Raw genomic sequence first — 12,809 nt, 5'->3', positions numbered from 1 at the left:
GCGAGGCCGGAAAATCGGTCTTCATCAAGTAGCCAAGATTGTAAAGGCAACGCCGCCGGACTGTTGCCGGCTTTCCGTGTCAACATGGTTTCAACGCCCATGCCAGTAGCGGGCGTGCTCCGCCCGGAATTCGATCGTTTCGACGCGTTGACCGAAGCGGAAGCTGACCGCGCCGGACTGATCGCTGCGGAGGCGGCGGATATCCATTTCGCCATAGCGATCGAACACCTCCTGCTTCGGATGACGATAACGGTTGCGATAACCAACCTGGAACACCGCGACGGCAGGCTTCACAGCCGCCAGGAACGGCACGGTGGAAGACGTGCCGCTGCCATGATGGGGCGCCAGCAGAACCGTGGAACGCAGGCTACCAGCGGCATCGCTGACCAAAGCTGCCTCCTGTGCCGCCTCGATATCCCCGGGGAGAAGAATCGAATGATCGCCCATGGTGATTTTCAGTGTGCAGCTGCGCGCGTTCGGTTTCCATTTCGGGGTGCGGTAACTTGCCGGGGATGGATGGAGCATCTCGAACCGGGCGCCGTCCCAGGTCCATGCCTGGCCCGCTTCGCAACGTCGATGCAGGGCCGCGGCCTGGACGATCGCATGCTCGTCGGGAAGCGACGATGCAATCCAGCCCACGTTCACCTCGTCGAGGATGGACCGGGCGCCGCCTGCGTGGTCGACGTCGCTGTGCGAGACCACCATGCCGTCGAGCGCACCGATGCCTCGACCGCGCAGGTATGGCAGGATGACGCGGTTGCCGCCGTCGGCTTCCAGCGAGTAAGCCGGACCGGTGTCGTACAGCAGGCGATGATGCGATGTCTCTACCAGGACCGCCGTGCCTTGCCCCACGTCGAAGGCGGTGACCCACATCTGCCCTGCTTCGGGGCGGGTCGGCTGGTTGACAAGCAACGGTATCCAGGCCGCCAAGCCAAGCCAGCGCAGCGGCCAGCCGGGTGGCGCCAGCAGCCAGAGCGCACCGATCAGGGCACACGCAAACATCCACCAGGGAGGCGACGGCGCGGTCCAGACGGCTGACGGTAATTCACTTATCCAGCCGAGGGCCTGCGCGAGCCACTCGATCAGCAGATGCGCCGCGCCGAGCACCCAGTCGGACAAGGGCGCGGGCAATATGCTGCCGATGAGAGCCATCGGCGTCACAAGAAAGCTGATAACGGGAATGGCCACGGCGTTGGCAATCGGGCTTACCAGCGAGACTTGACCAAACAGCAGCAAGGTTAGCGGGACCAACCCCAGCGTGACGACATATTGCGTATGGCCGGCCGACCGCATTAAGGCAAGAAGCCGCTCCTTCCCCGATGGCGTCTCGCCTGCATGAAACGGTATCCTGCCGACAGTCGCGAAAAGGATGATCGCCACGGCAGCGAAGGACAGCCAGAATCCCGGACCGAGTACTGCCCAGGGGTCCAGCAGCAACACGACGAACAAGGCGCAGCACAACACATGCGATACGCTGGCGACGCGTCCGCACCATAGCGCCAGGGCCACGACCGACAACATGTACAGCGTGCGCTGGGCCGGCACGCCGAATCCGGCGAGCAGCACGTAGATCACTGCGATGGCAACGCCGGCAATTGCCGCAGCCTTTTGTGCGGGAAGCAGCAATGGCAGGCCTGCGGAGGTAAAAAAGGATCGTCGCCAGAGCTGGAACACGAGGCCGGCAAACATGCCGGCGATCATGGTGATGTGCAGGCCTGAAATGGAGATCAGGTGGCCGACCCCGGTCCGGTTGAAAATCCTCCAGTCCGACTGACTGACCGCTCGTTGTTCGCCAATTACCAAGGCCACCATCACGCCTGCATACTGCCCTGCCGGCAGCGCTTCATGGATGCGTTCCCTTAGCAGGCCGCGCGCACGTTCCACCACGTTGCCGAAGCGCCAGACAAAGTCATCCAGGCGCTGATTCTTGATCACGGAACGCTGGTCCGGCCGGACATAGCCTGTGGCGCGCAATCCCTGCTGGAGCAGCCACGCCTCATAGTCGAATCCATGCGGATTGGCATTGCCATGTGGACGTTTCAGGCGGACAGTGAACTGCCATCGTTCGCCCGGACGCACATCACCGACCGCCTGCATCTCGTCGGCGTGGAATGCGGAATACCAGGAAAGCGCAAGCCGGCGCGGAATCACGGTCAACTCTGCGCCCTCTGCCGTCGCCTTTTCCACAAGCAGGTTGAAACGCACTCCCCGTTCAAAATGCAACGGCAGACTATCGATGGTGCCGATGACGGACACGTCCCGCCCTTCCCACTCCGGTGGCAGTTCCTCCGCCAGAGCGTGCTGCGCGACCGAGGCTGCCCACGCAAAACCAGCCAGCACGCCGCAGACGACGAACAAGGATAGTTTCAAGAAAGGTTTTGTTGACAGTACCCCGGGTATGGCGAATACGACCGCAAGTCCGGATAAAAGCCCGATTACGCTCCACGCAGGCAGGACGGCCTGCATTTGCAGAAGCCAGGCACCGATGACGAAACCGATGATCCCGCTGCGCATCTATGGGAAAAGCGGTCCGAGTCTCGGCATTGCGGCCAGTGCATTCCGTGTCGTAATTCTTGCGACTTCCTCTGCTGGCACACTCCGCAAATCCGCCAACGCTTCGCCGATACGCGGCAGCTGTTCCGGACTGTTGCGCTTTGGATGGTGCCAGGCAGGCGATATGTCGGGTGCATCGGTTTCCAGCACCATGGCGTCCAGTGGCAACGTGGTTGCCAGGCGGCGAATCTGCAGCGCGCGCGGAAAGGTCATCGCGCCGCCGAAGCCCAGCTTGAAGCCGAGATCAATAAATATTTGCGCCTGCTGGAAGCTGCCATTAAACGCATGCGCAATGCCGCCCGTAACATTGATGCGACGAAGATGCTTGAGAACGGTATCCTGAGAGCGCCTTACATGCAGCAGCACGGGCAGGTTGAAGTCGCGGGCGATCTTCAACTGCTCGGCATAGAATAGTTCCTGTTTCTCGCGCAGGGCATCCTCTTTCAACTGCGGAATGAAAAAATCCAGTCCGATTTCACCGATGGCGACGAAGCGTGGATCATCGACGGCCGCCTTTACTGCTTCCCGCAGAAGTACAAGGTCCTGCTCTGTTGCCTGCGGGACGAAGATGGGATGAATGCCTAATGCATAGCTGCAGTTCGGGTTGTCTGCAGCAAGTGATGCCACGATTTGAAAGTTGCCCTCTTCCACCGCCGGAATGACGATCATTGCTACGCCTTCCGCACCGGCGCGTTTCGCCACAGCACCTGACGCGCCGTCGAACTCGGCTGCGTCAAGGTGGCAATGGGTGTCAATCCACATAGGGCAACAGTCCGTCTTCCGACAGGCGCAGCACCCGGTCGCAGTGACGCGCGAGTTCGATATCGTGGGTGACGATGACGAAGGCGGTGCCGAGGGTGCGCGATAATTCGAGCATCAGGTCGAAGGTTTTCTGTGCCGTGGCGCGATCCAGGTTGCCGGTAGGTTCGTCAGCCAGCACGCAGGCCGGTTGTGTCACCAGGGCCCGCGCCAATGCCACGCGCTGGCGCTCTCCACCGGACAATTCGCCGGGTACGTGCGATACCCGGTTGGCAAGGCCGACTCGCGACAGCACCTGTGATGCCGTCGCATGTGCTTCATCACGATGCACACGCTTGATCATGAGCGGCATGCCGACATTATCCAGCGCGGAAAACTCCGGCAGCAAATGGTGGAACTGGTACACAAAGCCCAGCGACGTATTGCGAAGATCACCCCGCGCCTTTTCACCGAGACTGGCGAAATCCTTGCCGAGCAGGGTTACGCTGCCGGCGGTAGGCGTATCCAGACCACCGAGCAGGTGGAGCAGCGTCGATTTCCCCGATCCCGATGCGCCGACGATGGCCACCCGCTCGCCGCGCGCCACATCGAAGTTGATGTTGCTGAGCACCTTGACCGAGTACTTCCCCTGGGTGAAGGTTTTGCCAAGGCCGCGGCACGACAATACGATAGGTTCCATGCTCTGTTCCGGCTTATTCATAACGCAGCGCCTCCGCCGGCCTCACGGCGGCAGCCCGCCAGCTTGGGTAGAGGGTGGCGAGGAAAGCAAGGATCACCGCCACGCCGCCGATGGTGTAGACATCCGGCCAGCGCAGATCGGATGGCAGCGTGCTGATCAGGTAGATGTCCTTGGACAGGAATTGCACGCCAAACATGCGCTCGATGAAGGGCACGATGACGTCGATATTCAGCGCCACCAGTATGCCGAGCCCCACGCCGATCGCCGTACCAAGCAATCCCACCAGGGCGCCCTGGATCATGAAGATCTTCATGATCGATGGCGGCGATGCGCCCAGCGTGCGCAGGATCGCGATATCCGCCTGCTTGTCGGTTACCGTCATCACAAGCGTTGAAACGAGATTGAAAGCCGCCACCGCGATGATCAGTGTCAGGATGATGAACATCATCCGCTTCTCGGTTTGAACGGCTGCGAACCATGTCCGGTTCTGTTTCGACCAGTCGAGAATCAGCACATTGCCTGTCAGGATGCGCGAAAGGTCGAGCGCCACCTCGGGCGCGCGTTGCATGTCTTCGATTTTCAGCCGCAGGCCAGAAGGCGCATCCATCTTGAACATCCGCATTGCGTCATCGAGATGGATGAAGGCAAGCCCGGAGTCATATTCATGGTGGCCGGCTTCAAAGATACCGACTACCGTGTATTGCTTCAGCCGTGGCAGGACGCCGGCAGGCGTGACCTGCCCCTGCGGCGCGATCATCGTGACCTTATCGCCGACCTCGGCGCGCAGGCCGAACGCCAACTCCTTGCCAAGCACGATATTGAATTCGCCCGGCACAAGATCGTTGAAACTACCCGTGCGCACCTGCGATGCGACATCGGACACTTTCGGTTCCTCGGACGGCAACACGCCGCGCACGATTACGCCGCGCACAGTATCGTCGCGGGTCATCATCGCCTGCCCCGCCACATACGGCGCGGCACCGCGCACTTCCTTCTGCAGGAAGGCTTCCTTGGCAGTGGCCTGCCAGTCGGGCATGGTGCCGGACGCATCGAACACCTCGATATGGGCCAGCACCGACAACATGCGGTCCCGCACTTCCTTTTGAAAGCCGTTCATCACCGACAGCACGACGATCAGCGCGGCTACGCCGAGTGCGATGCCCGCCATGGAGATCAGCGAGATGAAGGAAATAAAGCTGTTGCGCCCTCCGCGCCGGCCTGCTCGCGTGTAACGCATGCCGACCAGCCACTCGAATGGCAGGTTCTTGAATATACCCAATGGAAAAACTCCTGATGGAGACCATCGAAACCGGATGGCTTTGATGAGCGACTGCGGCACGTCGTTGCAACGGCGGCTCCGCACGAAGCCCGCAGTTTGCCACACAACTACATTCATGAACAGCGGCCAGGGTATCGGGAGCAGGCCCGGAACACCCACCGGTACATGGCTGGCGTACAAAAGCGAATCGGGCGACATCGATGGAATGTCGCCCGATTGCAGTGACCGCTATGGAACCATATCAGGCGTCGTTAATGGCTCATAGCGCCACTTTGACTGACTGCCGAATTCTTATTGCTTCTTCGCAATGAATCCGCCGATCAGCGCAGCGCCTGCGGCATTCGACAAGGACATCGCGCCCGCAACCTCTGCCGGGCCCGCACCGGCTCCGCCCGTAACTACCGGACCGAAGTAGCGCCCGCTCAATCCACCGGTCAGTCCGCCGCTGCTCAGCGCGCCTGTCATGTAGTTGGCGACGCTGATACCTGCCGCCCCCATATTGACAGTCGTGGTGAACGAAAATGGCAGCGCGGCATTATTATCACGATTAACGACGTTGCGCAGCGCGACCGTGACCTGGCGGGTTGCGAAGTTCGCGGTGATGGTTGCCTGTCCGCGAACCGGAACCGGGTCGTTGGCGCCGTTTGCCGCATACCAGCCGGTCACGAATCCGTCATAGCTGGCAGTGCCGGTCGTCGGAACCACTGCAGGATCGGTCACTGCACCGAAGGCAACGGCACCACGGCGGTTCTTGTTGTGCTCAAGCGCGCCGGGGCCGCCGGTCCACTCGACGATCTGCACCGTGTCCTGGCTGAACCATGTCGAGAGATTGCCGTATTGGAGCCCTTCGTTGGAGTACTGCCGATAGCCTTTCGATCCCGGGAATGGCACGCCCGGTCCGGTGCCGCCGGATACGCCGTCGCCAGCGTGGATGTCGCCGTCACTGTGGAGGCGCATGCCGAATGCGAGATCCGGAGAACCGCCGCCGGTACGCCAGTCGCCGACGACGAATTGCAGGCCGGATGTCTCGATTGTCTGGCAGCCTCCGCTGGTGCAGCGTGGCGGCGCCGTGCGTGGGAAATAGCGGTTATTCGCGTAGTTTGCCTGCGTACCGGCCGTGCCGCGGGTGGCGACGTCGAAAAAGCCGAGGTCCGTGTTGGGCGGCAGGGGCGCAGCGGAGACAACGCCGTTAGCACCCAAAACGCTGCGACCCGACGTCGGGTCGAACGTTTCGATAGTTACAGGGCGCTCTGTCCGGCCATCCCACGACAATCCCAGATTGCTGAGAATCAGACGCTGTGCAGTCAGGCGTCCGTCCGCACCCTTGGCGATACGGATGTCTGCCAGTCCGCCGGAACCTGTCGCCAGTGCGAGACCGGTGGCGGTGGTAGTGTCGGGATTCGGGTTTCGTAAATCGCTTGTCGAACGGCCATATACCTGAACGCCGGAACTCGTCAGCGCAACACCATTATCCACGCGGATGATGCTGCTGCCGGTGCACTGATACGTGGCGCCGTCCGCGCAAGTCATGGTCATGGGCGCAGTCACGGGAGCCGGCGAGTTTGGCGAGGGTGTAGGTGCGGGAGCCGGGGATGGCGATGGCGATGGCGACGGTGAAGGCGACGGTGATGGAGATGGAGACGGTGAAGGTGCCGGCGCTGGCGCAGGTGTCCCTCCCGGGTTCGTTGTCGTATCCGATCCTCCGCCTCCGCCGCACGCGGTTAACACGCTTGCCGCAAGTAAAGCGCCTGCCACAGGTTTTATATCTACGGAGAAAATCTTCATGGTTATACCTTTAAGTGAAATGCCCTTACACTCCGGCCTCATCTTGGGAAGCCCGATGTGTTTGCATGCAAATTAAAAAATTTTTCGTCCCGGTTCGCCGCCTGAAAATTTCTCTCTCCCTTCCTGGCTCACATCCTGATATCCAATCAGCTTCGATCAGAGGAACAACAAGGAACACAGCAGCAAACTTCAAGAAATTTTCAGGGAATCGGGCATCGAATCACCGCACATCCGGCTTGAAGTCCATTCTGAAATCTTGCTGGTCTTGAACATTGACGCTTGTTAAGTCAATTGCCAGTTGAACTAGAGATGCGTCAGATCACCGGGTGTTTTTGTGAGGTCGATACAACATTTTTATTGGATTCGCGAATGCGCGCCCCGACTGCGCTGCATGCAGATCGTTACGAGATGTAACCGTCACAATGCATTCCAAGCCTTTGCAGTTTGTCGAGGAAAACCAAGTTTGCCCTACAATCGCGGCATGAATCATCTCGACATCCTTATCCCATTCGCGCTGCCGCCAGCAGAACTGGCAGCGGATCTAATTCGCGAATTAAAAGCGCCTTCCCTTGCATTGCTTATAGCCCGTTCGAAAGCAACCACCATTGATTGCGGTGAACAGATACGCGAGCTGCTTCCCCATGAGGCTTGGCTTTCTCGACAGCTCGGACTTGCAGATGGTGACCGTTCCGACATATCGAACAGCCCTCAAGTCGCAATTGCCGCCATGCAATCGTTCGGTGTCGGGCAGAACGATGGCTATTGGTTCGTCCTGAATCCGGTACACATCCATATCGCCCGCGACCATCTTGTGTTGACGGATCAACGCCAGCTGCATTTGTCAGACGAGCAATCGCGCGAGCTGTTCGATATCGCGCAGCCATTGTTCCAAGAGAGCGGAAAATCCCTGGTATTTGGAAACAGTTCCAACTGGTTCATGCGCGCCGACGACTGGAGGGAATTGCGCACTTGCACGCCCGATGCAGCCTGTGGCCACAACATCGATCTCTGGATGCCGAAAGGAAAGAACGAAAGGGAATGGCGCAAGCTGCAGAACGAAGTACAGATGCATTGGCACGGACATGCAATCAACGAAGAGCGCGAGTCACGGGGAATGAAACCGGTCAATTCGATTTGGCTGTGGGGCGGCGCGTCCGCTGCAAGGGACAGCGCCAAGCACCAGCATGCCGCCTGTTTCAATGCGGGTGGGTGGATGGATGCATTCGGGATGTTGAGCGGGACGCGCATACACCATCAATCCGTATCCAAGGTCATTGCCGCACCCGGCGAGCGCGGGTTACTCTGTCTCGACACGCTCATCGAACCAGTGCTTGCCCACGACTGGAGCAACTGGCTCCAGCGCATGCAGGAATACGATGCCGATTGGTTCGCACCGCTGCATGAGGCATTGAAGTCCGGCAAAATCGGCACCATCTCAATCATTGCAAGCCGCCATGCCAAAATGGCGATTTACAACATCAGCCGGCACTCGCTACGCAAGTTCTGGGTCAAATCCTCACTCATGCCACTTTGCTCATGACCCGTATCGCCACACGCTCCTACCCCTTTCGCACCGCCGAAATGCTTCGCCAGCAAGGCGTTCACCCGGTACTCGCACGACTCTATGCAGCGCGCGGCCTGTCCGATGCACGAGAACTCGCCAGCGAACTCAATGCCCTGATCGCCCCCTCCGGAATGCTGCACGTCGACGCCGCAGCAGTCTTCCTGGCCGATGCCATCGCTGCAGGCAAGAAGATGACTATCGTGGCGGACTATGACTGCGACGGCGCAACCGCCTGCGCGGTTGGATTGCGCGGCCTGCGGGCGCTGGGGGCACGTGTCGACTACATCGTGCCGAACCGTTTCGAGTACGGCTATGGACTCACCCCTGAGATCGTCGAACTCACTGCACGGGAGAAATCGCCCGACATCATCGTGACGGTCGACAACGGCATCGCCAGCATTGATGGCGTGGCGGAAGCCAACCGGCGGGGCATCGAAGTCGTCGTCACCGACCACCATCTGCCTGCTGCCACCCTCCCTGACGCCAGGGTAATCGTCAATCCCAATCAACCCGAATGCGGATTTCCCAGCAAAAATCTCGCTGGTGTGGGCGTCATGTTTTATGTCCTTCTGGCATTGCGGGCCGAACTGCGCCGCCGCGGCGTCTTCAACGCACAAAACCAGCCGAAGCTGGACGCACTGCTTGATCTGGTTGCGCTCGGCACAGTCGCCGATGTAGTCAAGCTCGATGCCAACAACCGCATTCTGGTTACGCACGGATTGAAGCGTATGCGCGCCGGCCGCATGCATGCCGGCATCGCCGCGCTTTTCCGCGCCGCCGGGCGCGAAGCACGCAAGGCCACCCCCTTTGATCTCGGCTTCGGTGTCGGTCCGCGCCTGAATGCGGCGGGAAGACTGTCCGACATGTCGCTCGGCATCGAATGCCTGACCACCGACGATGAAGGCCGTGCCTGGGCCATCGCCCAGCAGCTCGACGGCATTAATCGCGAGCGGCGTGATATCGAAGCCGGCATGCAGGACACGGCGCTTGCACTGCTCGAGAGCTTCAACCCGGCGGACAACACCACCATCGCCGTATTCGATGCGTCCTGGCATCAGGGGGTGATCGGGATCGTCGCATCGCGGCTGAAGGATAAGTTCTATCGTCCGACCATCACTTTCGCGCCGGCCGGAGACGGAATGATCAAGGGATCGGGACGCTCGATCACCGGCTTTCACCTGCGCGATGCACTTGACCTGGTATCCAAGCAGGCGCCGAGTCTGATCGAAAAGTTCGGCGGGCATTCGATGGCTGCAGGCCTGTCGATCCGCGGAGATATGTTCAAAGGCTTCCAGGCTGCATTCGAAGCCGTGGGCCGGAATCAACTAAGCAAGAATCAGCTCGAACGCGTGCTGGAAACCGATGGTCCGCTCGAAGATGCCTATTTCTCGCCCCAATTCATCGAGTTGCTCGACAGCCAGGTATGGGGCCAGGGTTTTGCACCGCCGGTGTTCTGCGATGAATTCCGGGTTTTGAGCCAGCGCATATTGAAAGAAAAGCACCTGAAACTGCTGCTGGAAAAGAATGGCAGGCAATACGATGCCATCTGGTTCGGGCATGTGGACAGCTTGCCGGAACGCGCGACGGTGGCTTATCGGCTGGATGCAAATGAGTTCAATGGAATGACGCGGGTGCAATTGATGGTTGAATTTGCGGAAGGAATTTGATTGCTCTTCAAAGGGCCGGTTTCGTGTATTCGAAACCGATTGCGACACAGGGCATGGATCCGAAGGAACATCAAGAGCAATCCTTGTACGGCGCATTGATATGTCAAGTCAACCTCACACCTATGACGCTTTCAACGTAGGCAGCATTATTTGAATAGCAGACGCTGGCCGCCACCATTCCTCCCCAACGATGGCATGCGGGCGACGTTTAATCCACTTAAACCACTTCGTGCAGGCCCGGCCATGGAATCGAAGCAGGATTAAGCAACACTGCCCGCGGCTCTAGGGACACCCACGTCTTAAAAACCCAGTTGGTCATTTTGGCCGGCATCGAATCTCCTACGCCCTTTAGCTCGCGTGAATCACTGGCAAATGGCTTGTCAATGGCTTTGCTTCGCGCACGGGCGACATACTTTTTGAGCCCCCTTTACGCATGCGCTGGAATGTGCAAGTCCACCCGCACTCCCGTATGGATTCATGACAAGTTCAAAAGCACACGGCGCAATCTTCAAAAGCTCCTTGACATCATCAAACGGGGACATTTACATTGTAACGTTCACAGATACGTCGTTTCATTCGGTGATACGCACTAGGCATAATGCCGTGGCTGCAAAGATATGGGTTTCCGGCATCCAACTGCGACGCCGCCATTTATTTGGAGGCTGTTGGCAAACGGTAGGCAAGTGTCCAGTGCGTAACAAAACGGGGTGCCGAACTAGGTTTCGACTCGCTAGATAACCGGACCAGAAACGTATGGGTACAAAAACTTATTTTGACGTTGTTCGCTGGAAGCTAAACCGCAGATTGCAGGGCAGTTCTTCAACAGCTCGTTCGAATGCCCAACGCAATCGATAAAACGCCAACCTATCGGCTCCGCTTCGTCACATTGCAGCAAGCAGGCGATGCACATTGGCAGGGCAAAACGGTACGGCGCTGCCTGGAAAAGTAAGTCTCCCTGAAGCAACGCGCATTATGTGCGCTTCCTATAACGAATGAAAATTTGAGGCACGGATATGCAAATTACAGGCATGTTGTACGGTTCAAAACTGTTGGACTTTGTCGGTTTTCCAACCGCCGAAGTTCTCGGCCCAGATGCCAGCGAGGATCAGATAAAAACGCTTATCGACCGCTATGGTTCAGTCTTCGTGAAGCCCCTGTTCAAGGGTGGCATAGGCAAATAGGGCAAGGCCGGTCTACTTGGACGCGCATACGATCTGAAAACCGCATTGACGGAGAAAGAGCGCTTGTATTTCGCGGAGCATCAGCATGGGAGTCAGGTCGCAAAAGCGAACGGCGTCTCGTTTGAGGGTGCGGTGCCTGCCGAGCATGAAGTGTACTTCGCCATCACCGATTCCACCCGATATCGCGCGCCAACCATGGCGTTATCCCATTACGGCGGCATCGACATCGAGGAAGCCGACGAAAGCAAAGTGGTACAAATTCCATTCGAATCATTAACCGGCTTAAAAGCTTTTGTAGTCGCCAACGCCCTTTCCGAACTGAAGGCGCCCAAGGAAATCATTTCGCCGCTGGTACAGCAACTGCCCAAGCTCTGGGACCTATATCACAACTTCGGGATGACGACTCTTGAACTCAACCCGATCCGCATGCGCCCTGACGAAAAGGGCAGGCTGACGCCAGTTGCATGCGACTTCAAATGCGGATTCGATCGCGACGATCTGCGCTGGCAGCGTCTTGGACTGCCAGCACATCTATTCGCAGTCGATTACTCGAACTTCGAGCAGGAAATCAACCAATTGCGGACCTATCAAGGGCAAAGCGATGTCTATGTGATCAACCCGCAAGGTACCATTCTGGCACCAACCTTCGGTGGCGGCGCGAATTCACTGGTCACCGAGATGCTGGGTGATGATGCCATCATTTCCTCAGATTTTGGCGGCAATCCGCCTTACGCCAAAATGAAAGAAGTGGCGCGCATCTGCTTCAAACACTGGCTCAAACAGTCAAACGTCCTGTTTATCATCGGCGGCAAGTCAAACAATACCGACATATTCGAAACCTTCCGGGCAATGGCAGATGCCCTGCGCGAGCACATCAGTGAACACGGCCCTACCCCGTTCCATCTCGTAATCGGCCGAGGCGGCCCGAATGTCATACGCGGCATGGGCGCCATGCGCGACACCATGGATTCTCTCAGTATCCCGTACCGCATATTCGGCTTCGACTCCGACATCAGCGAAGTCGTCAACTATGCCAAGCGGGTAAACGACTGGATGAAGGCAGGAGGCCGCGAGCTGATCGCGAGCAAACAGCGGAAGGGTCAATCGATCTCAGCGGTTGTCTAGATATCCGCGTAACCGAAGCGACAGCATTACCGGAAAATTAGGAGAAAAACGTGTACAAGCAAGGCCTGGAACAGTTCAGATACTACGTCGGCATTAACTCACTAGATCAAATCGCTACACGTGAAGATCGGGTTTGCGTACTCAATATTCTGGGAGGCGAATCCAGCGAGGTCACGCCGATAGGCCATGACTACTCCGGCGCCAATGTCGTATTCGG

General features: G+C 58.4%; 8 protein-coding genes and 1 pseudogene. 3 read left to right on the top strand and 6 right to left on the bottom strand.

The window, feature by feature from the left end:
* Positions 1-90: 90 nt before the first annotated feature.
* The 6 genes from VGU61_RS20950 to VGU61_RS20925 form a co-directional block, all read right to left on the bottom strand.
* The gene (locus VGU61_RS20950; protein WP_326861247.1) at positions 91-2,514 is read right to left on the bottom strand and encodes a DNA internalization-related competence protein ComEC/Rec2; all 2,424 of its coding nucleotides are present in this window, start codon (positions 2,512-2,514) and stop codon (positions 91-93) included.
* Positions 2,515-3,315, bottom strand: coding sequence for a TatD family hydrolase (locus tag VGU61_RS20945; RefSeq protein WP_326861246.1), 801 nt, complete (start codon positions 3,313-3,315; stop codon positions 2,515-2,517).
* A complete protein-coding gene (gene lolD / locus VGU61_RS20940; RefSeq protein ID WP_326861245.1) occupies positions 3,305-3,991 on the bottom strand; it encodes a lipoprotein-releasing ABC transporter ATP-binding protein LolD in 687 nt (228 codons plus the stop codon). Before lolD ends, VGU61_RS20945 begins: the two co-directional genes overlap by 11 nt.
* Positions 3,992-4,004: 13 nt before the next feature.
* Complete coding sequence (locus VGU61_RS20935) at positions 4,005-5,270, bottom strand: lipoprotein-releasing ABC transporter permease subunit (RefSeq protein WP_326861244.1); 1,266 nt, start codon at positions 5,268-5,270, stop codon at positions 4,005-4,007.
* Between the two features lie 291 nt (positions 5,271-5,561).
* Positions 5,562-6,806 (bottom strand): hypothetical protein, encoded by a 1,245-nt coding sequence (locus VGU61_RS20930; RefSeq protein ID WP_326861243.1) that lies wholly within the window; start codon positions 6,804-6,806, stop codon positions 5,562-5,564.
* Positions 6,739-6,987, bottom strand: a complete 249-nt coding sequence (locus tag VGU61_RS20925) for a hypothetical protein (protein ID WP_326861242.1) — start codon at positions 6,985-6,987, stop codon at positions 6,739-6,741. Before VGU61_RS20925 ends, VGU61_RS20930 begins: the two co-directional genes overlap by 68 nt.
* 459 nt (positions 6,988-7,446) lie before the next feature.
* Between VGU61_RS20925 and VGU61_RS20920 the strand changes: the two genes are divergently transcribed.
* From VGU61_RS20920 to VGU61_RS20910, 3 genes and pseudogenes are all read left to right on the top strand, one after another.
* Positions 7,447-8,595: a hypothetical protein gene (locus VGU61_RS20920; RefSeq protein WP_326861241.1), complete on the top strand. Its 1,149-nt coding sequence runs from the start codon at positions 7,447-7,449 to the stop codon at positions 8,593-8,595.
* Complete coding sequence (recJ, locus tag VGU61_RS20915; protein ID WP_326861240.1) at positions 8,592-10,286, top strand: single-stranded-DNA-specific exonuclease RecJ; 1,695 nt, start codon at positions 8,592-8,594, stop codon at positions 10,284-10,286. The genes VGU61_RS20920 and recJ overlap by 4 nt, the downstream gene beginning before the upstream one ends.
* A 1,013-nt stretch (positions 10,287-11,299) precedes the next feature.
* Positions 11,300-12,592 (top strand): annotated as a pseudogene (locus VGU61_RS20910) (ATP citrate lyase citrate-binding domain-containing protein).
* The last annotated feature ends 217 nt before the right edge of the window (positions 12,593-12,809 follow it).

It is taken from the genome of Noviherbaspirillum sp., assembly GCF_035944575.1.
Classification (GTDB): Bacteria; Pseudomonadota; Gammaproteobacteria; order Burkholderiales; family Burkholderiaceae_D; genus Noviherbaspirillum.
The sequence above is the reverse complement of the archived record's forward strand: the minus strand, read 5'-3'. Positions and strand labels throughout refer to the sequence as shown.

What these genes read in the sequence shown, in the direction of transcription:
- VGU61_RS20945 (WP_326861246.1), bottom strand. Translation starts at nt 3,315, where the DNA reads ATGTGGATTGACACCCATTGCCACCTTGACGCAGCCGAGTTCGACGGC.
- VGU61_RS20920 (WP_326861241.1), top strand. Translation starts at nt 7,447, where the DNA reads ATGCAGATCGTTACGAGATGTAACCGTCACAATGCATTCCAAGCCTTT.
- recJ (WP_326861240.1), top strand. Translation starts at nt 8,592, where the DNA reads ATGACCCGTATCGCCACACGCTCCTACCCCTTTCGCACCGCCGAAATG.
- VGU61_RS20930 (WP_326861243.1), bottom strand. Translation starts at nt 6,806, where the DNA reads ATGACCATGACTTGCGCGGACGGCGCCACGTATCAGTGCACCGGCAGC.
- VGU61_RS20950 (WP_326861247.1), bottom strand. Translation starts at nt 2,514, where the DNA reads ATGCGCAGCGGGATCATCGGTTTCGTCATCGGTGCCTGGCTTCTGCAA.
- lolD (WP_326861245.1), bottom strand. Translation starts at nt 3,991, where the DNA reads ATGGAACCTATCGTATTGTCGTGCCGCGGCCTTGGCAAAACCTTCACC.